Here is a 20,430-nt window from a genome sequence, read left to right on the forward strand (position 1 = left end):
GGGCTGTCCTTTCCGTGTCGATGCCCACACACTCCGTCACGGCACTTAAAATAAGTTGAAGATTTGAGGCGAATGCAGGCCAGCCCGCTTGCGGACCACGGCTTTCCGACGCCAGATACCCGCATGGACCTGCACAGCCGCTACATGACTGTCGCCGATCTGCGCCGCGCCGCGCGGGCTCGCGTGCCACGATTCGCCTGGGCCTACCTGGACACGGCGACGGGAACAGAGGCCACCGCCCGGCGCAATCGCGCGGCGCTCGATTCGGTCCTGTTCACGCCCTCGATCCTCGACGGCGAGGTCGCCCCGGATTTCGCTGTCTCCCTGTTCGGGGAAACCCACCCCCTGCCCTTCGGCGTGGCGCCCGTGGGCCAGTCCGGGCTGCTTTGGCCCGGCGCCGAACGGATGCTGGCACGCGCGGCGACAGCGGCCGGCCTGCCCTACACGCTGTCAACCGTGGCCAATGCCACGCCCGAGGAGGTCGGCCCCGAGACCGGCGGCAAGGGCTGGTTCCAGCTTTACCCGCCGCGCGACCCCGAGATGCGGCGCGACATGTTGGCGCGTGCGAAGGCCAGCGGCTTTCACGTTCTGGTGGTGACGGTGGATGTCCCCGTGGCCTCGCGCCGGGAACGACAGGTCAAGGGCGGGCTGGTTCAGCCACCCCGGATCACGCCCCGGATCGCGCTGCAATGTGCGATGCGCCCTGCCTGGTCGCTGGCCCGCCTGCGCGCCGGGATGCCGCGAATGAAGACGCTCGACCGCTATTCGCAGGACATGGCCAGCCGAGACCCGACCGCGCACATCGGCTACCTGCTGCGCACGGCGCCGGACTGGGACTACCTGCGTTGGCTGCGCGAGGCCTGGGACGGGCCGCTGGTGGTCAAGGGTGTGCTCAAAGCCGAGGACGCAGAACGGCTTGAGCGCGAAGGCGTGGATGCGATCTGGGTCTCGAACCACGGCGGGCGGCAGTTCGACGGGGCGCGCGGCGCGGCCTCTTACCTGCCCGCAGTGCGGGCCGCCACGCAGTTGCCAGTGATCTTCGACAGTGGAATCGAGGGCGGGCTGGACATCCTGAGGGCCGTGGCACTGGGTGCGGATTTCGTCATGCTGGGCCGGGCCTGGCACTATGCCGTTTGCGCGCTTGGCGCTGCAGGCCCCGCGCATCTGGTGGAAATGCTGCGCCGCGACATGGCGGCCAATATCGGGCAGTTGGGTGCCGCGCGGCCTGTCGATCTGCGCGGGAAAGCCGAGTTTGCAAACGCGACCGTCACGCGGGAATAATTTGCAAACCCCCCTTGCGCTGCGTCGCGGCATACCCTCAAAGTAATAATATTGCGCAAAACACGCGCAGCTGTGCCGGAGAAGGACCCTCGACACATGGCAGATTTTGAAAAGATCCTGGTCGCGAACCGGGGCGAAATCGCGATCCGCATCATGCGTGCGGCGAACGAGATGGGGAAGAAGACGGTGGCCGTCTTCGCGGAGGAAGACAAGCTGGGGCTGCACCGCTTCAAGGCGGATGAGGCCTATCGCATCGGCGAAGGGCTTGGCCCCGTTCAGGCCTATCTGTCGATCGAAGAGATCATCCGCGTGGCCAAGGCCTCGGGCGCCGACGCGATCCACCCGGGCTATGGCCTGCTGTCGGAAAACCCCGATTTCGTGGATGCCTGTACCGCGGCCGGCATCACCTTTATCGGGCCCAAGGCCGAAACCATGCGCGCCCTGGGCGACAAGGCCAGCGCCCGCAAGGTGGCTGTTCAGGCCGGCGTGCCCGTGATCCCCGCGACCGAGGTGCTGGGCGACGATTTCGACGCCATCACCAAAGAGGCGGAGGAGATCGGTTATCCACTGATGCTCAAGGCCTCCTGGGGCGGCGGCGGGCGGGGCATGCGCCCGATCGAATCCTCCAAGGAACTCAAGGACAAGGTGCTGGAAGGCCGGCGCGAGGCCGAGGCGGCCTTTGGCAACGGCGAGGGCTATCTCGAAAAGATGATCACCCGCGCCCGCCACGTCGAGGTTCAGATCCTCGGCGACAAGCAGGGCAACATCTACCACCTCTATGAACGCGACTGTTCGGTCCAGCGGCGCAACCAGAAAGTCGTGGAACGCGCCCCTGCCCCCTACCTGTCCGAGGCCCAGCGCGAAGAGCTCTGCGAGCTAGGCCGCAAGATCTGCGCCCATGTGAACTATGAATGCGCGGGCACCGTCGAATTCCTGATGGATATGGAGACGGGCAAGTTCTACTTCATCGAGGTGAACCCCCGCGTGCAGGTGGAACACACCGTCACCGAGGAAGTGACCGGCATCGACATCGTGCAGGCACAGATCCTGATCGCCGAGGGCAAGTCGCTGGCCGAGGCCACCGGAAAGGCGTCGCAGTACGATATCCGCCTGATGGGCCACGCGTTGCAGACCCGGATCACGACCGAGGACCCGTCCAACAACTTTATCCCCGACTATGGCCGGATCACCGCCTTCCGCTCGGCAACGGGCATGGGCATCCGCCTGGACGGCGGCACCGCCTACGCGGGCGGCGTCATCACCCGGTTCTACGATTCGCTGCTGGTCAAGGTGACGGCCAAGGCCCCGACGCCGGAAAAGGCCATCGCCCGGATGGACCGGGCGCTGCGCGAATTCCGTATCCGGGGCGTGACCACGAACATCGAGTTCGTGATCAACCTGCTGAAACACCCGACGTTCCTGAACAACCAGTACACGACCAAGTTCATCGACACGACGCCGGAGCTGTTCGACTTCAAGAAGCGGCGCGACCGCGGCACAAAGGTGCTGACCTATATCGCGGATATCACGGTGAACGGTCACCCCGAGGTGCAGGGCCGTGCCATGCCGCACCCGGACCTGAAACCTGCGCGCCCGCCGAAGGTGCCGCTGGAGACGCCGCCCGCAGGGACAAAAAACCTGCTGGACGAAAAGGGCCCGCAGGCGGTCGCCGACTGGCTGGCAGCACAGAAACAGGTGCTGATCACCGACACCACAATGCGGGACGGGCACCAGTCGCTCTTGGCGACGCGGATGCGCAGCCTCGACATGATCCAGGTGGCGCCGGCCTATGCGCACAAGCTGCCGCAGCTTTTCAGCGTCGAATGCTGGGGCGGGGCGACCTTCGACGTGGCCTACCGCTTCTTGCAGGAATGCCCCTGGCAGCGCCTGCGTGACCTGCGCGAACGGATGCCGAACCTGATGACGCAGATGCTGCTGCGCGGTGCCAACGGGGTGGGCTATACCAACTATCCCGACAACGTGGTGCAGTTCTTTGTCAAACAGGCGGCCGAAACCGGCGTCGACGTCTTCCGCGTCTTCGACAGCCTCAACTGGGTCGAGAACATGCGCGTCGCAATGGACGCGGTGCTGGAAACCAACAAGATCTGCGAAGGCACGGTCTGTTACACCGGCGACATCCTTGATCCCGACCGGGCCAAGTACGACCTGAAATACTATGTCGCGATGGGCAAGGAACTGCGCGACGCGGGCGCACATATCCTTGGCCTCAAGGATATGGCCGGTCTCTTGAAACCCAATGCGGCGGCGGCACTGGTCAAGACGCTCAAGGAAGAGGTCGGCCTGCCGATCCACTTCCACACCCATGACACCTCGGGTGCGGCGATTGCCACCATCATGGAGGCGGCCCGCGCGGGCGTGGACGCGGTGGATGCGGCAATGGATGCGCTCTCGGGCAACACCTCGCAGCCGACGCTGGGCTCGATCGTCGAGGGCCTGCGCTTTACCGAGCGCGACACAGGGTTGGACATGGCCGCGATCCGAGAGATCTCGAACTACTGGGAGGCGGTGCGCGGCCAGTACGCGGCCTTTGAATCGGGGATGCAGTCGCCCGCGTCCGAGGTCTACCTGCACGAGATGCCGGGCGGCCAGTTCACCAACCTCAAGGCGCAGGCACGGTCCCTGGGACTTGAGGAACGCTGGCACGAGGTGGCGCAGACCTATGCGGACGTGAACCAGATGTTCGGCGATATCGTCAAGGTCACGCCCTCGTCCAAGGTGGTGGGCGACATGGCCCTGATGATGGTCAGCCAGGGCCTGACACGGGCGGATGTCGAGGACCCCAAGAAGGACCTCAGTTTCCCCGACTCGGTCATCGACATGATGAAGGGCAACCTGGGCCAACCCCCGGGCGGCTGGCCGAAGAAGATCCAGAAGAAGATCCTCAAGGACGACAAGCCCTTTACCGAACGTCCGGGCCTGAAGGCGGCGCCGATCAACATCGACGACGCCCGCAAGGAACTGGAAGGCAAGCTCGAAGGTGTCGTCTTCGACGACGAGGACCTGAACGGCTACCTGATGTATCCCAAGGTCTTTACCGACTACGCAGCCCGGCACGAGACCTACGGCCCGGTGCGCACCCTGCCCACGCGGACCTTCTTTTACGGGATGGAGCCGGGCGAGGAGATCACCGCCGAGATCGACCCGGGCAAAACGCTGGAAATCCGCCTGCAGGCGGTGGGCGAAACCCATGACGATGGCGAGGTGCGGGTCTTCTTCGAACTGAACGGCCAGCCGCGCACCATCCGCGTGCCTGACCGCAAGGCGCAAGGGTCCAGCGCGGCGCGCCCCAAGGCAGAGCTGGGCAACCCCTGCCACATCGGCGCCCCGATGCCGGGTGTGGTCGCGACGGTCGCCGTTTCCGTCGGCCAGCAGGTCAAGGAAGGCGACCTCCTGCTGACCATCGAGGCCATGAAGATGGAAACCGGCCTGCACGCCGAACGGGACGGCACCGTCAAGGCGGTGCATGTCACCCCGGGCGGCCAGATCGACGCCAAGGACCTGCTTGTCGAGCTGGAGTGAATCCCGCCCTCATCCAAGATCTGAGAACAGCCCCGCAAGGGGCTGTTTTTCTTCCCCCCTTCGGGATATCCACAACGTTACGGCACAGGGTCCCCGCCCTGTGGACAAGCCGATTTCACCCGACAGCCCAAGACGTTGCCGCACGCGGGTCCGACGGCTATGATCCCCCTGCTGATATTCCAGAATCGGGAAGGATTCCCGCATGCTCTTTCGCCGGACGACCGCCATGCTCTGCGCCCTTATGGCGCTTGCGCTTGCGGCTCGCAGCGCGACCGACGGCGAGATCCCCTTCGACACCCCCGGCCCGGTCATCGAGATCCCCGAGGACGCCCTGCCCCCGGGGGAGCTGGACGTGCTGAAGGTCCGCAGCAGCGACCCGGCGATGAACCGCGCCTTCGGGCTGGCCCGCGCGTCCTTGCCTGCCGCGCTCTCGGCCACGGAAAAGAAATACGGGTTCTTCTCGCCCTCGCTTGCGCTTTACATTGCGGTGCGGGTCGATGACCCGGACAAGCGGATCGAATTCGTCTGGGTCGACAATATCCGGCGCAAGGGCAAAGGCTTCACCGGCAAACTGGCCAGCCAGCCGCGTTTCATGCCCGGCAAGCGCCTGCGCGCCCCGATCGACTTTCTGAACCCGCAGATCGCGGATTGGGCCGTGCAAGCCCGGGATGGACGCTATTACGGCTATTTCACCACGCGCGCGCGGCTGAAACGCATCGAAGAGCCGCTGGCCAGTGAATTGCGGGCCTTGCTGGTGGACACCCCCGTTCCGCAACTCTGGCAATAAGCCATGCACCTGGCCCTTGTCGCGATCCTTGTCCCCTCCTACGATTCGGGCCTTGCCTTTTTCGTCGACGGGCTTGGCTTTGACCTGATCGAGGACAGCGACCTAGGTGGCGGCAAACGCTGGGTGCGCGTGGCCCCGAAAGCTGCACAGACCCAGTTCCTTCTGGCCCGCGCCGTGGGCCCACAGCGCGACCATATCGGACAGCAAGGCGGTGGACGGGTCTGGCTGTTCCTGCACACGCAGGATTTTGCAGGTGATCGTGACCGCCTGGTCGCTGCCGGCGCGCAGTTCGAAGAAGAGCCAAGGCACGAATCCTACGGCACCGTTGCCGTCTTTCGCGATCCTTTCGGCAATCGCTGGGACCTGATCGAACCCGCCGGGGACTGAGCCGCAGCACCTGTCAATTCTGCCAGTCTCGGGAAATCCCTACTGTCCTTTTCGACGCCGCTACGGAAAGTGTCTGCATGACACATTTCGACGGCACCGCCCTGAAGGGCACCGAAAAATTCATTCCCTCAAGACTGCTGGATTTCCTCGTCCGGCTGGAAGCAACGACCACAACCGAAGACGTCTGGGACCTGATCGTCTGCCTCGCCGACGGCATGGGGCTAGAGGTGGTCGATTATGTCTACGCCACTGATTTCCGAAACTGGGAGCAGGCGCAATTCATTCGCACGACGATCGACTCGCGCTGGTTCGATTACCTGCGCCGATTTCCGCATATCCGGCACACCTCTGCCTTTCGGATGCATGGCTGCCGCTACCTGACCCCCATCATGGTGGGCGAGGAATACCTCGACGAGATGGGCGAGATTTCGGAGGACCGGCGCCGCCATGTCCGGATCGGCGCCGAGATGGGGATGCGGGCCGGGATCTCTATCCCGCTGCGCATGGGCGATCCGGGTCAGGCCGCGCTGATCACGCTTGGCGGTGATCTGGACAGGGCCGATTTCGACGCCCTGCTGGAACGGCACGGCTGGACCATCCACGCCGCCATGTTGAGCGCCCACACGCGCTATACCGAGCTGTTCAAGCTGGAATTCATCGAGCGCAACCAACTGACCGACAAGCAGAAAGAGATGCTGCGACTGGTCGGACAGGGCCTGATGGACAAGCAGATCGCCCATGAACTGGGGATTTCGTTTTCCGCCGTGCGCCAGAGGATGGCCACGGTGCAGCAAAAGACCGGCGCACAGAACCGTGCCGACCTGGCGGCACTTGCGGCACGGGCCGGACTGGTCTCGGATCCGCTGCTGCGGGCGCATGGCGATGACCTGACGGTGTTCCTGTGCACCGGTGACGGCAAGACCGGGACAGAGGTCCGGCGCCCCGGTGCAAGCCCGCCCGCGGCCGCCGAATAGCCCTATGACAGGTGCACGGATCAAAAGCGACGGGCACGTGCATTTTCCTCTTGCACCCCCGCGCCGTAGAGGCTAATTCCGCGCTCACCATTTGGCACGCGGGCGTAGCTCAGGGGTAGAGCATAACCTTGCCAAGGTTAGGGTCGGGCGTTCGAATCGCCTCGCCCGCTCCAAATGGCCGGATTTCCTTGGGCGGCACCCACCGCCAAGACACAAGGGACCGGAACGACAAGATGGTTTCGCGGGCGTAGCTCAGGGGTAGAGCATAACCTTGCCAAGGTTAGGGTCGGGCGTTCGAATCGCCTCGCCCGCTCCATCTGTCACACTCTTCTGAATTGGAAATCCCAGCCCCGCATCCCACCTGCGGTGCAATGCGCCGTAGATATCCCTCAGGGAATTGCCCGCAACTCTGTCGACGCTGAAGCTGTCCGCACCTGAACCACTTGCGCCATCAGTGGTTTACATGGCGCGCGACGCTGGTTAGCGTCACAAGGTTCGTACTAGGGGTATCGTGATGAAGGCAATTTTCCTGGCCGTTGTTCTTGGCACCTGCGCGCTCACTGCCGGTGCAGATCCCATGCGCTTTGAAAAACGCTGGTTGGGCGGAAACTGCATCAGTTGCGCGTGGACCTCTGCCGAGGGGGAAATCACCGAGGAGACGCCAGAGGCGTTCCGGACGTATCTCCGGGAAAACGGCATTGGCTACAGTCTCAACCTGGATTCCCCCGGCGGCAATCTCGGCGCCGCCATCGCCTTGGGGCGTTTGTTCCGCGAAGAGGGCATTCGCACAACTGTCGGTCGCAGCGCGCCCATGCCGGACATGCCGCAATATGACCAGCGGATCGACGGCGGCACATGCGAATCCGCCTGTGTCTTTGCCCTGATCGGCGGAACCAGCCGCCAGGCAGACAGCGGCGAACTGGGCGTGCACCAGTTCCACAGCCCCGATGGCAGCAACATCCCGACCGCCGCCACGCAGCAGATCATGGGCCAGCTTGTCCTCTACCTGATCGAGATGGGGGTCAGCGCGGAACTCTTGACCCTGGCCAGCAAGATCCCGGGAGACCAGATGCACTATCTGTCCGAGCCGGAACTAGCGCGCCTCGGCATCAGCACGGAAAGCAGCCGTTCGCCTCTCCGCCTCGAAACCGGGGATGGGGGGCTGGTGGCCCGCTGGGACTCCCTTGGCTCGGACGGCCATCTCGACAGGGCCTATAGCCTGCGATGTTCGCGTGGGCATTCGGGCTGGTTGCTCTCGGTCCTCGATACGGGAATCCGTGCAAACAACGGCGTGCCCGACCGGCAAAGAGGGGCACCGGACATGCAGGTCGCCCTGGGGGGCACGGCCTACCCGATGCCTTTTGACACTGTCATCGAACTGGGTCCCCGAGGAGACGACTATTTCCTCACGGTCCGCCTGCCCGCCGATCTGCATCGCCACGTCGGCAAAGACCTTCGCTTCCAGACCAACCGGATGACTAATTTCAAATACGTCCTCTCGGCGCAGGGAACCGTCCCGGACAAGACGACGCTGGATGTTCTCACCCGCGCTTGTGGGGACTGACGGACGCGCCTCGACAGTACCTGCCATCAGAAGTTTACAGCGCACCCGACGCTGATTAACGTCAGCGCGATTTCGACACCCGGAGTTTCCATGATGCGTTTCCTTCTTGCCACCGCCCTCTGCTTTGCGGCCGCCACCGCCACTTCCGAACCGATGACCTTCAAGCGCGCCTCCAGCGGCGGCATATGCGTCGGCTGCACCTGGGTCGCCGCCGCAGGAGAGATCACCGCCGAGACCCCCGACGCCTTCCGCGCCTTTCTCGAAAAGACCGGGGTCGAAGGTCACATCGAGCTTGATTCACCGGGTGGGAACCTTGGCGCGGCCATCGCATTGGGGCGACTGTTCAGGGACCACGGTCTGACGGTCAGCGTCGGTCGCACTCAAATTGTTGACGGCTTTGCCGAAACCCTACAGGGCGAAGGCACCTGTGAATCCGCCTGCACCTTTGCCCTGCTCGGCGGGCAGGAACGCTGGGTCGAGCCCGGTCAGCTGGGCGTGCACCAGTTCTACGCCCCGGAGGGACAGAACCTGCCCACGTCGGCCACGCAGCAGATCATGGGACAGATCGTGCTCTACCTGGTCGAAATGGGCATCAGCGCAGAGCTTGTGACCCTGGCCAGCCGTGTCCCTCCCGGCGGCATGCACTATCTCGACGCGGCGGAGCTGGATCGCCTGCGCATTGCCTCGGCGCCTCGGGACACACGCCGCGTCGAAGTCGCCGAGGGCGGGCTGGTGCTGCGCTGGGAGATCCTGTTCGACAACGGCGCGCCGGAAAAGGAATTCACCCTGCGCTGTTCGCAAGAACAGGAGGGCTGGCTGCTGATGATCCGCGACCACTCGGCGCATGAGTACATCTACACCTTCGACCCGGCCAAGGCAGACAACATGGCCCTGACCATCGCCGACAAGCGGATTCCCATGTGGCAGGCGCACAATATCGCCAGCGGCGTCGACGACGATGTGCATTGGATGACCCTAGGCCTGCCGGTCGATCCAAAGGCCCATGCGGACACACGCTTTTTCTTTGAAAGCAACGACCTGCCCCGCGAGCGGAGCGTTCTGTCCGGTGGCGGACAATTTCCCGACGCCGCCACGCTGGACGCGATGCAGCGCGCCTGCGGGGACTGAGCGCCCTCCCCCTTTGACGCCGCCGCCGCCATGCCTATAAGGGGCCGACTTCAGGGGACAAGATGATGCGCACCGCCAAGATCACCCGCAAGACCGCCGAGACCGAGATCAGTGTCGAGGTCAACCTCGACGGCACCGGCACTTACGACAATGAAACCGGCGTCGGTTTCTTCGACCACATGCTGGACCAGCTTTCGCGCCACGCGCTGATCGACATGACTGTACGGGCCAAGGGCGACCTGCACGTCGACGATCACCACACGGTCGAGGACGTGGGCATCGCCCTGGGCCAGGCACTGACCCAGGCGATGGGCGACAAGACGGGCATCGTGCGCTACGGCTCCTGCCTGCTGCCGATGGACGATGCGCTGGTCCGCGCCGCGCTGGACCTGTCCGCGCGCCCCTTCCTGGTCTGGAACCTGGACCTGCCCAGCCAGAAGATCGGGACCTTCGACACCGAACTGGTGCGCGAGTTCTTCCAGGCGCTCAGCACGCATGGCGGCATCACCCTGCACATCGACGGCCTGCACGGCGTCAACAGCCACCACATCACAGAGGCCGCCTTCAAGGCCGTGGCGCGCGCCCTGCGCGACGCGCTGGAAACCGATCCGCGCAAGGCGGATGCGGTGCCCTCGACCAAGGGCGCGCTCTAGCCTGCCCCCCGAAACGATCCGCTGACCAAGGAGGCCGCGATGCTGACGGCAATCATCGACTACGAAAGCGGCAACCTGCATTCCGCCGAAAAGGCGTTTCAGAAGATGGCGCTGGAAACCGGGGCAGGCGAGGTGCGCGTCACCGACGACCCCGACATGGTGGCCCGGGCCGATCGCATCGTGCTGCCCGGCGATGGCGCCTTTCCCGCCTGTGCCTCGGCGCTGCGCAACTCTGGCTGTTTCGAGGCGATGATCGAGGCGGTGGAAACCCGCGGGCGGCCCTTCCTCGGCATCTGCGTGGGCATGCAGCTGATGGCGCGGGTCGGCCATGAATACGCCAAGACGCCGGGCCTGGGCTGGATCGATGGCGAGGTCGAGGTGATCGCACCGACCGACAAGGCGCTGAAGGTCCCGCACATGGGCTGGAACGACCTGGTGATCGACAATCCGCACCCTGTTCTGGACGGGATCGCCACCGGCGAACACGCCTATTTCGTGCATTCCTACCAGATGCGCCTGAACGACCCGGCACAGCGGGTCGCCCATGTCGACTATGGTGGCGATGTCACCGCCATCGTGGCGCGCGACACCATGATCGGCCTGCAGTTCCACCCGGAGAAAAGCGCCGGGGCCGGACTGCGCATGATTGCAAACTTCCTGACCTGGCAACCCTGAACACGCCTTCCCGGCCCCTGCCTGGTCGGAACGGCTTCTTTGGTTTGAAAAATACCTCGGGGGAGTCGACCGGAGGGAGACGGGGGCGGAGCCCCCGCCCCGGCCTCAGTGGGCGCGGACCCAGGTCTGGCCGTCGCAGACCAGCCCCTTGCAGCCCGTCACGCGCAGCCTGTTGCCCGACAGTTCCGCCTTGGCATTGGCCTGGACATTCAACAGGGGCACATGGACGGTTCCGCCCGCATAGTTGCCCGATCCTGCGGGCTTGAGATCCCAGAACAGCCGCTTGCCGACATTCGCGGTCTGCACCTCGCGCCCCTGCGGATCAAAGGCCTTGAGCACCGTGCCGCAAAGCGCGGCGCCGCAGGTGTCGATGCGGATCAGGCTGGTCAGGTTCTTGCGGTCGGGTTCCGTGCGCCAGAGACCGACGGCCGGATCGGCAAGAGCGGGGGCCGCCAGGCTACCGAGAACAAGCGGCAGAAACAGGCGAAAGCGGGGCATGAGATGCGTCCTTTGATACAGAAGTTTCGGGACTGAACCCTAGCACGCATGTGGTAGCCGCGCGGCGCATTTCCAGAGGCCGAACGCCCGTCCGCAAGATATTGCCGGTCACAGCCCTCTTATTGTACCCGTCGCCAGGTCTGCGCCGAACAGATCAACCCGCCCGCCACGCAGCCGCGCAGTTTCAGGCGGCTGCCGTCCAGGGTCATCTTGCCGAGGTAGATCTTGTTGTTCGACGGACGCCAGACCTTGCCCTCGTACTTGCCGTTGCCCTGCGGGACCATGTCGATCACCAAGGTCTTGCCCCTGGTCGGAGAGGCATATTCGCCGCCCGCGTTGAAGGTGCGCGCGATCTGCCCACAGATCTTGCCCCCGCAGGGCGCCATCACGATATGCGCATAAGAGCCGTCGTCGGGTTCGGTCTGCCAGGTGCCTTCGATCGGGTCCGCCGCAGCCGCACCGGCCGCCAATCCGCAAACTGCCGCAATCTTGAGTAGTTTCATGCCTGTCTCCTCCCGTTCAGGTCATTTCGACTGTGTCGGCGGCGCAAGTCCCCGATCAAGCATGACGCAAGGTCGCGTTGCATCTATCGTGGCGTCATACTAAGGCGCGGCAAAACTCTGAAAGGGCAGCCCGAAATGATCCTTTATCCCGCGATCGACCTGAAGGACGGCAAGGCCGTGCGCCTGCTGCGCGGCGACATGGACAAGGCGACCGTCTTCAACGACGATCCCGCCGCCCAGGCGCTGGAATTCGTGGCGCAGGGCTGTGAGTGGCTGCACCTTGTCGACCTCAACGGCGCCTTTGCCGGAGAGCCGGTGAACGCCGCCGCCGTCGAGGCAATCCTCAAACAGACCAAGACGCCAACCCAGCTGGGTGGTGGCATCCGCGACATGGCCACCATCGAGATGTGGCTGGGCAAGGGCCTGTCGCGGGTCATCCTGGGCACCGTTGCCGTCGAACGCCCCGAGCTGGTGCGCGAGGCGGCGCGCGCTTTCCCCGGACAGGTGGCCGTGGGCATCGACGCCAAGGACGGCCGCGTGGCCACCAAGGGCTGGGCCGAGGTCACGCAGGTGGATGCCGTGGACCTTGCGCGCAGCTACGAAGACGCGGGCGTGGCGGCGATCATCTACACCGACATCAATCGCGACGGCGCCATGCAAGGCCCGAACGTCGAGGCGACGGCGGCCCTGGCCAACGCGGTGACGATCCCGGTGATCGCATCGGGCGGCGTGTCGTCGATCAAGGACCTCAAGGCCCTGCGCGACTGCGGTGCCGCCCTGAACGGGGCCATCTCGGGCCGCGCGCTTTATGACGGGGCCATCGACCTCAAGGCCGCGCTCGAGGCACTCAGGGGCTGAACCACATCACAGGATCAGGTCGGGACTTCCTGACTGCGCCGCCTTCCGGCGGCTTGGTAAACATCCTTCCCAGACAAGTTCCCAAAAGGACCGTTTCATGTTCATGGCCGCGATCTGGATCGTAAACGTGATCTTTTCCGTGCTGGAAAACCCGGAAAAAGGCGGGCCTTTCCGTCCGAACGACCTGTTGTGGAATGCGCGTCTGCCGCTGGGCTACTACCTTGTCCCCGCCACCACCCTGCACCGCGTTGCCCGTTCACGGCCAAGCGTTTTCAGACTGAAGGTCTCCCGGGGCGCGCCCTCGCTTTCATGAGCGGCCCGGGGCGTGCCCGCCAGAGCGGTCGCGCCCGGCCCTCTCCCCCCTTCCCTCGCCGGTCAAATCGCGCTAACGCAACGCCATGCTCAAGACCCGCATCATCCCCTGCCTCGATGTCGCCGACGGCCGTGTCGTCAAGGGCGTCAATTTCGTCGACCTGCGCGATGCGGGCGATCCCGTGGACGCCGCCCGCGCCTATGACGCCGCCGGCGCGGACGAGATCTGTTTCCTCGACATCCATGCCACCCATGAGAACCGCGGCACCATGTTCGACGTGGTCACGCGCACAGCGGAACAGTGTTTCATCCCGCTGACCGTGGGCGGCGGCGTGCGTACGGTTCAGGATGTCCGCGCCCTGCTGCTCGCGGGTGCGGACAAGGTGTCCTTCAACTCCGCCGCCGTCGCCAACCCCGACGTGGTGGCCGAGGCCGCCGACCAGTTCGGCAGCCAGTGCATCGTCTGCGCCATCGACGCCAAGACGGTCGAACCGGGCCGCTGGGAGATCTTCACCCACGGCGGGCGCAAGTCCACAGGGATCGACGCGGTGGACTTCGCCAAGACCATCGCCGCCAAGGGGGCCGGGGAAATCCTGCTGACCTCGATGGACCGCGACGGCACCAAGGCGGGCTTCAACCTGCCCCTGACCCGCGCCATCGCCGACGCGGTGGACATTCCCGTCATCGCCTCGGGCGGTGTCGGCACGCTCGATCACCTTGTCGAAGGCGTGACCGAAGGCCATGCCAGCGCGGTGCTGGCGGCCTCGATCTTTCACTTCGGCACCTTCACCGTGGCCGAGGCCAAGGCGCATATGGCGGCCGCCGGCATTCCGGTCAGGCTGTAAAGGGGGCAAGCGTGTTCAGCGACGGCTCTGACGTCACCCTCCGCGAGGGCGAGATCGAAGAGACCGCCTGCACCTGCTGCGGCGCCCCCACCACCGTCGTCACCGGCTATCTCGAGGTTAGTGACATGTCCGCCGGATGGTACACCGTCGGCGTGACGCTGGGCACAAAGGATCACCTGCCGCTCGTCCGCCTCTACATCGGTGACTGGACCGAAGGCGCGGGGCCGGATGAACGCTGGGGCCTGCGGATCGGTATCTCGCGCGATGGTCCCAGCCTGCTGGACTGGCCCGAGGCCGACATGGCCGAAGCCCGCCCGGTCTTTACCCCGCTGAACCGGGCGCAGGTGCTGGGCACGCCGATGGAGGCACAGCTCTGGTCCCTGCTCGACACCATTCTGACCGGGGACAGCCGTCTCTGACGACCGCCTGAAAAGGAACCGACATGACCCTGGACGATCTCGAACAGATCATCGCCACCCGCGCCGCCGCCTCGCCGGACGACAGCTGGACCGCCAAGCTCCTGGCCAAGGGGCCGGAGAAGGTGGCCGAAAAATTTGGCGAAGAAGCCATCGAGGCGATCATCGAAGCGGTCAAGGATGACCGCGCGAAGCTGGTCTCGGAAACCGCCGACGTGCTGTTTCACCTGCTGGTCATGCTGAAATCGCGGGACGTGGCGCTGAGCGAGGTCATGGCGGAGTTGGCCCGGCGCCAGGGGCAATCCGGCATCGCCGAAAAAGCGGGGCGCTGAGACGATACCATGTCCGACAGGCTGCACTTCACCGGCACGGTCCGGGATCTGAAACACGCAGCGATCTGCGCCCGCCTGCGCCGCCGCCACCAGCCCTGGCTGATGCGATGGGGGGTGCTGGCCGCCCTTGTCGTCTATGTCGCGGTCTTGCTGGGGCTGGTCATTCTCGCCAATGCGACCGACATGCGCCTGCCGGAATGGTCGTCGTACCTGCCCTTTGCCGCACTCATGGCCGCGCTGATCGGCTTGTTCGCCTGGCGCCGCCGCCACGTATGGGAGTCGGTCCGGAACGCTCCGGTCCGTCAGGCGCCGCTGCATTACCAGCTCTCCGCAGAGGGCCTGCGCATCACCGGAGAGGTGAGCGAGAGCCTGTTGCGCTGGCCCGCCGTGCTGGAGGTGATCGAAGACCCCGAGGGCCTGCTGTTCCTGACCGGGCAGATGGAGTACATCGTGATCCCGACAGCGGCCTTTGCGGATGCCGCAGAAATGCGCGCGGCGCGCGAAGATTGCCTGGCCTGGATCGCCGCACATCGCTGAGGCAACCCGGGGCCGTCATGCCGCGTTGGCCTGTCAGACATTCGCGAAAGGACCCCGGATGCAGGTTTTCAACTGCCCTGCTTGCCAGACCCCGCTCTGGTTCGACAATGACCGCTGCACGTGCGGACAGGAGGTCGGTTTCGACCCTCAGGCGCAGGTCATGGTGGCCGTCACGGCGCGCTGCGCCAATCACCCCGCCATCGGATGCAACTGGCTGCCCGAACCGGAGGCAGACGGCCTGTGCCGGTCCTGCGCGATGACGGAAACCGTGCCGGACCTGCGCGAGGCGGACAACCTGCCGCTCTGGGCGCGGACAGAGGCGGCCAAGCGCTGGATGCTGGCCAACCTTGCCCGCTGGGGCTGGTTTACCGACACGGACCCCGGCCCGCGTCCGGTGTTCAGCCTTTTGTCGGAAGATACCGCCCAGGGCGAACAGCAGGTCACGATGGGCCACGCCCAGGGCGTCATCACCATCAACGTCAGCGAGGCCGACGAGGCCACACGGGCGGAACGCCAGGACGACCTTGGAGAGCTCTACCGCACCATGCTGGGCCACATGCGCCACGAATGCGCGCATTTCCTGTTCGAACGCCTGACCGTGCGGCCCGCATTTCTCGCCCGGTTCCGCGGCCTCTTCGGGGACGAACGCGCCGACTACGCCAAGGCGCTGGATAGCCACTATGCCGCGCCGCGCGATCCGGGCGAAACCCACATCACCCCCTACGCCACCGCTCACCCGCACGAGGACTGGGCGGAAACCGTCGCCCACCTTCTGCATCTCGTGGATATCGCCGACAGCGCCGCCGCGGCAGGGCTCTCCCTGCCGGAGGGACCGCCGCCCGGCTATAACGCCTATGCGGATGCCGACGCGGATCGCGTCTTGAACCACGCGGTACGCCTGTCCCTGGCCGTCACCCATGTGAATCGCGCGCTGGAACTGCCGGATCTCTATCCGTTCGTGTTGACCCCATCGGTGCGCGGGAAACTGGGCTTTGCCCACGACCAGCTGCGCGCCGCCTTCAGGACCTAGCGCAGGCGGTCAAGGCGCCCCGTCACAGCTTGGACGAGATGATCCCGGTGTTGAAACCGCCCATGCGCAGTTCACCGAACAGGCGCTGGTACTCGATCTTGGGACAGCGATCCATCACCACGTCGACGCCGCGCGCCTCGGCCATCTGTGCCGCCTCTTCGTTGACGACACCGATCTGCATCCAGACCGTGCGCAGATTCGGAAGGACTTCCAACGCCTCTTCGACGATGGGCGGCACATGTTCCGGCCGGCGAAAGATGTCCACCATGTCCACGGTGTCGGGGCAATCGGCCAGCGATGCGCGCACCTCTTGCCCGAACAGGCGTTTGCCAGCATGTCCCGGATTGACCGGGATCACCTTGAAACCCTTCAGCGAAAGATATCGGGCGACGTAGTAGCTGGGCCGTACCGGATTCATGGATACGCCCACCACCGCGACGACCTTGGTCCGCGTCAGAATCTCTTTCAGCTTGTCATCCGAATAGCTCATGCCCTCTCAAATATACCGGGATCGGGAAAAGAAAAAGCGCCCGGGCAAAAACCCGGGCGCCAGTCACGGAACGAGGGACAGTGAAGGTCTCACGGGGGTTCCGGCCCCGCGATCCTGATAGAAAGATAGGCACCAAAGCCACAGTTCCAAGGTCTGTAAAGAAACTGTGAACATTTTTCTTGACTGCCCCGTCAGCCAACAGCCTGCGCCCCTGCGGGCGCCATCGACCCAACAAGGGTGGGGTGCAGGCTCTCCGAAGCATCCCGCCCGACACGACGCGCCCCGCGCAGGATGAACAGCTTGCTGACCCCCATCCAGGTGCCGACCGAGGGCGCATTTACATCGCAGGGGAACCGCGTCTTCCACCCTTCCGGCAGGGCCACGCCGCGGGCCTCCAGCCGGTCAAGCATCCAGACGAGCGGAATATTGGACAGGGGCCGCGCCGCATCGAAACCGCCCAGTTGACCGCCGATGTCCCCGTGTGTCCCCCGGAACCACACCTGTTCGACCTTGCCCGCCCAGCCCGGCGGGCATTCCCAGAGCACAGGCGCATAGGCGGCACGCGTCTCGTCATGGGCCAGCGCGTGATAGCCGTGCCGGATCGCGGGACCCAGCGAGTGATTGTGAAACTCGTGCTCGGATTCGGTCAGCCGCCAGAGCAGCGGGAGACGCAGGCCCAGCGCCTTGACCGTGTCCCAGACCCCGATCATTTCGACCGGCGACTCGGCATGGCAATTGCGCGCCGCAAAGGCCCGCGCGGCGGCCCCCTTGGGGGCGTATTGGTACAGGCGATAGATCTGGCGGATATTGCGTTCGGTGGCGCATTCCGCCCGCAAGAGCCCGACCATGTCGATGATCCCAGCCAAAGAGCGGACGGCGTAGGCGCCCCGCGAATAGCCCATCAGGAAGATGCGGTCGCCCGCCCGATAGCGCGAGGCGAGATAGCCATAGGCGCGGCGGATCTGCCGGTTGATGCCACGGCCCAGTGCCACGTCGGTGGTGGCGCCCCAGTCCGTCCATTGCACCCCGGCCTCGTAATAGAGTGAGGAATGCCCGGCCTCTTTCAGCAGCAGGTAGGTCAGCCCGGCGTTGGTTTCCTCGCCGGGCGTGAGCGAAGACATGGTGCCATCCAGAATGAGGACATGATCGACCGGCCCGCGCCGCCGCGCATACGCGGAATGGTCCGCCGAAGACTTGCGGCGGAGCCAGCCGAAAACAATGTCACTCAGCTGCGATCGCATCACCTTCCAGCATGGCCCAGACGCGCGCCGGCGTGAAGGGCATGTCCACCTGTTTGATTCCACGCGCCCAGAGCGCGTCCTGAACCGCGTTCGACACCGCGGCCATAGACCCGACCGTCCCGGCCTCGCCGCAGCCTTTCATTCCCATCGGGTTTGCGGTCGAGGGCACCGGCTCTGTCTCGAACCCGATCATGGGCATATTGTCGGCCCGCGGCATGGCATAGTCCATGAAAGAGGCCGTGAGCAGCTGCCCATCCTCGTCGTAGACCACATGTTCGGTCAGCGCCTGGCCCAGCCCCTGCGCCACGCCGCCATGCACCTGCCCCTCGGCCAGCATCGGGTTGATCAGGTTGCCGAAATCGTCGACCACGCTGTAACGGTCGCAGATCGTCTGGCCGGTTTCCGGGTCGATCTCAACCTCGGCGACATGGCAGCCGTTGGGATAGGACCGCCCCGGCAGGGTCGAGGTCGCCTGCCAGACAAGCAGATCCTCGCGCCCGGCTTCGCGCGCCATCTGCGCCACCTCCAGCATGGTCGGCGTCAGGTTCGATCCGTCCGCGCGGAACGTCTCATCGTCGAAGGTGATCGCCGCCGCGTCCACGCCCATTTCGCCCGCGAGGAAATCGGAGAAGCCCGCAACCATGTCGCTGACCGCCTGCAGGGTCACGTTTGTCTGCACGGTGACGGAACGGGACCCGCCGGTGCCGCCGCCCGAGGCGATCAGGTCACTGTCGCCCTGCACCACCTCGATCTTCTCGGCGGGAATGCCGGTTTGATCGGCCAGGAACTGGCGGAACACGGTTTCATGCCCCTGCCCGTTCGACTGGGTGCCGACATAGATCCTTGCGCCGCCGTCTTCGGTGAACTCCACCTTCACATCCTCGTTCGGGGCGCCCAGGATAGACTCGATGTAATAACAAACCCCCAAGCCGCGCAGCTTGCCCGCCTTCTCCGAGGCGGCGCGCCGGGCCGCAAAGCCCGCCAGGTCCGCCGTCGTCTCGGCATGGCCCATAACGCGCACGAAATCGCCCACGTCATAGTTTTCGCCGGTCACTGTCTTGTAGGGAAACTGGTCGGGCTTGATGAAGTTGATCCGGCGCAGCTCCAGCGGATCGACACCCAGTTCGCGCGCGGCCCGGTCCATCACACGTTCCAGGACATAGATCGCCTCTGGACGGCCGGCGCCGCGATAGGCGTCCACCTGCACGGTGTTGGTATAGAAGCCTTCCGAGCGGTAGAAAGCGGTCTGGATGTCGTAGGTGCCGGTCAGCACGCGGGCAAAGAGGTTCGACTGGATGAATTGCCCGAAATGCGAGTTGTAGGCACCCAGGTTCGACCGCGTGTGCAGCCGGTAGCCGGTGATGCGGTTGTCCGCGTCAAAGGCCAGTTCTGCCGTCGTCACCAGGTCACGCCCGCCGTTGTCGGACAGCATCGCCTCTGTCCGGTCGGACATCCAGCGCACCGGGCGGCCCGTTTCACGCGCCGCGTAGGGCAGCACGAAATACTCCGGGTAGGGAAAGCCCTTCATGCCGAAACCGCCGCCGACGTCGGGGTTGGTGGTGTGGATCTGCTCGGGCTCCATGTGATAGGCGCGCGCCAGTTCGGCCTTCATGCCCCAGACGCCCTGCCCGCCAAAGCCAAGGTGGATGCGCCCGTCGGTCCATTCGGCAAAGGCGCCGCGCGGCTCCATCGAATTGACGATGATCCGGTTGTCGCCGATCTCCAGCTTGACGGTCTTCGCCGCCGCATCGAACGCGGCGTTCGTGGCGTCCTCGTCGCCGATGCCGAAATCGTAGGCCCGGTTATCGGGGGCCTCGGGGTGGATCGTATTTTCTCCGGGCGCCAAGGCCATCGCCACCGGCAGCTCGTCGTAGTCCAGCTCGATCAGCTCGGCGGCGTCGCGCGCCTGTTCCAGCGTCTCGGCCACGACCAGCGCCACCGGTTCACCGACATAACGCAGACGGCCTTCGGCCAAAACCGGGCGCTTGGGCGCGGCGCCCTTGCTGCCGTCGCGGTTGGGCGCCAGCGCACCGGACATTCCGGTGTCGATGCCCGCCGCCAGCAGATCGTCCGACGTCACCACCAGATGCACGCCTTCCGCCTCGCGCGCGGCGCTTACATCCAGCGTCGTGATCTCGGCATGCGCCACGGGGGAGCGGAAAACAAAGGCCCGCAAGGCCCCCTCGGGCGCAACATCGTCCACGTAACGCCCGTGCCCGGTCAGGAAGCGCACATCCTCGACCCGTTTCACCGGCTGGCTCTTGCCGAACTTGTCCATGAGTGTCTCCCTCGCAATTGTCCTGTCGCGGCGGAGATTAGTCGTCATGGCGCGGGTGTCCAGAGGGCGCACCGCAGCCCGCCCCCGGTTTTCCCGGAGCG

21 protein-coding genes and 2 tRNA genes are annotated in these 20,430 nt (G+C 65.1%); 18 read left to right on the top strand and 5 right to left on the bottom strand.

Going from position 1 to position 20,430, the window contains the following annotated elements; translation table 11 throughout:
* Positions 1–72 precede the first annotated feature (72 nt).
* From BLQ71_RS08885 to hisH, 11 genes are all read left to right on the top strand, one after another.
* Positions 73–1,281 (top strand): alpha-hydroxy acid oxidase, encoded by a 1,209-nt coding sequence (locus BLQ71_RS08885; RefSeq protein ID WP_437438246.1) that lies wholly within the window; start codon positions 73–75, stop codon positions 1,279–1,281.
* A 96-nt stretch (positions 1,282–1,377) separates the two neighbouring features.
* The gene (gene pyc / locus BLQ71_RS08890) at positions 1,378–4,821 is read left to right on the top strand and encodes a pyruvate carboxylase (RefSeq protein ID WP_074621441.1); all 3,444 of its coding nucleotides are present in this window, start codon (positions 1,378–1,380) and stop codon (positions 4,819–4,821) included.
* A 202-nt stretch (positions 4,822–5,023) separates the two neighbouring features.
* A complete protein-coding gene (locus BLQ71_RS08895) occupies positions 5,024–5,608 on the top strand; it encodes a DUF2314 domain-containing protein (RefSeq protein WP_074621442.1) in 585 nt (194 codons plus the stop codon).
* Positions 5,609–5,611: 3 nt separating this feature from the next.
* Complete coding sequence (locus BLQ71_RS08900) at positions 5,612–5,995, top strand: VOC family protein (RefSeq protein ID WP_074621443.1); 384 nt, start codon at positions 5,612–5,614, stop codon at positions 5,993–5,995.
* Between the two features lie 77 nt (positions 5,996–6,072).
* A complete protein-coding gene (locus BLQ71_RS08905) occupies positions 6,073–6,969 on the top strand; it encodes a helix-turn-helix transcriptional regulator (protein ID WP_043144194.1) in 897 nt (298 codons plus the stop codon).
* A gap of 98 nt (positions 6,970–7,067) precedes the next feature.
* Positions 7,068–7,142: transfer RNA gene (locus BLQ71_RS08910), tRNA-Gly, on the top strand.
* Between the two features lie 68 nt (positions 7,143–7,210).
* Positions 7,211–7,285 (top strand) — tRNA-Gly (locus tag BLQ71_RS08915).
* Between the two features lie 198 nt (positions 7,286–7,483).
* Complete coding sequence (locus tag BLQ71_RS08920) at positions 7,484–8,533, top strand: COG3904 family protein (RefSeq protein ID WP_074621444.1); 1,050 nt, start codon at positions 7,484–7,486, stop codon at positions 8,531–8,533.
* A 90-nt stretch (positions 8,534–8,623) separates the two neighbouring features.
* On the top strand, positions 8,624–9,661 hold the full coding sequence (locus BLQ71_RS08925) for a COG3904 family protein (protein WP_074621445.1): 1,038 nt from the start codon (positions 8,624–8,626) through the stop codon (positions 9,659–9,661).
* A gap of 65 nt (positions 9,662–9,726) precedes the next feature.
* Positions 9,727–10,314, top strand: a complete 588-nt coding sequence (gene hisB, locus BLQ71_RS08930) for an imidazoleglycerol-phosphate dehydratase HisB (protein ID WP_069209959.1) — start codon at positions 9,727–9,729, stop codon at positions 10,312–10,314.
* Positions 10,315–10,353: 39 nt separating this feature from the next.
* Complete coding sequence (gene hisH, locus BLQ71_RS08935) at positions 10,354–10,989, top strand: imidazole glycerol phosphate synthase subunit HisH (RefSeq protein ID WP_074621446.1); 636 nt, start codon at positions 10,354–10,356, stop codon at positions 10,987–10,989.
* Positions 10,990–11,094: 105 nt separating this feature from the next.
* Here the strand turns inward: hisH and BLQ71_RS08940 are convergent, their stop codons facing one another.
* Both BLQ71_RS08940 and BLQ71_RS08945 read right to left on the bottom strand, forming a co-directional pair.
* On the bottom strand, positions 11,095–11,487 hold the full coding sequence (locus BLQ71_RS08940) for a DUF2147 domain-containing protein (RefSeq protein ID WP_043144184.1): 393 nt from the start codon (positions 11,485–11,487) through the stop codon (positions 11,095–11,097).
* 119 nt (positions 11,488–11,606) lie between these two features.
* Positions 11,607–11,990, bottom strand: coding sequence for a DUF2147 domain-containing protein (locus BLQ71_RS08945; protein ID WP_074621447.1), 384 nt, complete (start codon positions 11,988–11,990; stop codon positions 11,607–11,609).
* A 135-nt stretch (positions 11,991–12,125) separates the two neighbouring features.
* Here BLQ71_RS08945 and hisA point away from each other — a divergent pair, with 135 nt between their 5' ends.
* The 7 genes from hisA to BLQ71_RS08980 all read left to right on the top strand — a co-directional run bounded on the left by hisA (position 12,126) and on the right by BLQ71_RS08980 (position 16,320).
* Positions 12,126–12,848: a 1-(5-phosphoribosyl)-5-[(5-phosphoribosylamino)methylideneamino]imidazole-4-carboxamide isomerase gene (gene hisA, locus BLQ71_RS08950; protein WP_074621448.1), complete on the top strand. Its 723-nt coding sequence runs from the start codon at positions 12,126–12,128 to the stop codon at positions 12,846–12,848.
* A 97-nt stretch (positions 12,849–12,945) separates the two neighbouring features.
* Entirely contained in the window at positions 12,946–13,161 is a 216-nt protein-coding gene (locus tag BLQ71_RS08955) for a hypothetical protein (protein ID WP_043144174.1), read from the top strand.
* Between the two features lie 85 nt (positions 13,162–13,246).
* Positions 13,247–14,005 (top strand): imidazole glycerol phosphate synthase subunit HisF, encoded by a 759-nt coding sequence (hisF, locus tag BLQ71_RS08960; protein WP_074621449.1) that lies wholly within the window; start codon positions 13,247–13,249, stop codon positions 14,003–14,005.
* Between the two features lie 11 nt (positions 14,006–14,016).
* A complete protein-coding gene (locus BLQ71_RS08965) occupies positions 14,017–14,424 on the top strand; it encodes a hypothetical protein (protein ID WP_074621450.1) in 408 nt (135 codons plus the stop codon).
* A 23-nt stretch (positions 14,425–14,447) separates the two neighbouring features.
* Positions 14,448–14,753: a phosphoribosyl-ATP diphosphatase gene (locus BLQ71_RS08970; RefSeq protein ID WP_074621451.1), complete on the top strand. Its 306-nt coding sequence runs from the start codon at positions 14,448–14,450 to the stop codon at positions 14,751–14,753.
* 9 nt (positions 14,754–14,762) lie between these two features.
* Positions 14,763–15,290, top strand: a complete 528-nt coding sequence (locus tag BLQ71_RS08975; protein ID WP_074621452.1) for a YcxB family protein — start codon at positions 14,763–14,765, stop codon at positions 15,288–15,290.
* Positions 15,291–15,348: 58 nt separating this feature from the next.
* Positions 15,349–16,320: a zinc-binding metallopeptidase family protein gene (locus BLQ71_RS08980; RefSeq protein WP_074621453.1), complete on the top strand. Its 972-nt coding sequence runs from the start codon at positions 15,349–15,351 to the stop codon at positions 16,318–16,320.
* A 22-nt stretch (positions 16,321–16,342) separates the two neighbouring features.
* On the opposite strand, the gene BLQ71_RS08985 is transcribed toward BLQ71_RS08980, so the two are convergent.
* From BLQ71_RS08985 to BLQ71_RS08995, 3 genes are all read right to left on the bottom strand, one after another.
* Positions 16,343–16,810 (bottom strand): CoA-binding protein, encoded by a 468-nt coding sequence (locus BLQ71_RS08985; protein WP_074621454.1) that lies wholly within the window; start codon positions 16,808–16,810, stop codon positions 16,343–16,345.
* Between the two features lie 191 nt (positions 16,811–17,001).
* On the bottom strand, positions 17,002–18,051 hold the full coding sequence (locus BLQ71_RS08990) for a T6SS phospholipase effector Tle1-like catalytic domain-containing protein (RefSeq protein ID WP_074621455.1): 1,050 nt from the start codon (positions 18,049–18,051) through the stop codon (positions 17,002–17,004).
* A complete protein-coding gene (locus BLQ71_RS08995) occupies positions 18,032–20,329 on the bottom strand; it encodes a xanthine dehydrogenase family protein molybdopterin-binding subunit (protein ID WP_074621456.1) in 2,298 nt (765 codons plus the stop codon). Before BLQ71_RS08995 ends, BLQ71_RS08990 begins: the two co-directional genes overlap by 20 nt.
* Between the last annotated feature and the right edge of the window lie 101 nt (positions 20,330–20,430).

The sequence above is a fragment of the Antarctobacter albus genome, assembly GCF_900101505.1.
Taxonomy (GTDB): Bacteria; Pseudomonadota; Alphaproteobacteria; order Rhodobacterales; family Rhodobacteraceae; genus Antarctobacter; species Antarctobacter albus.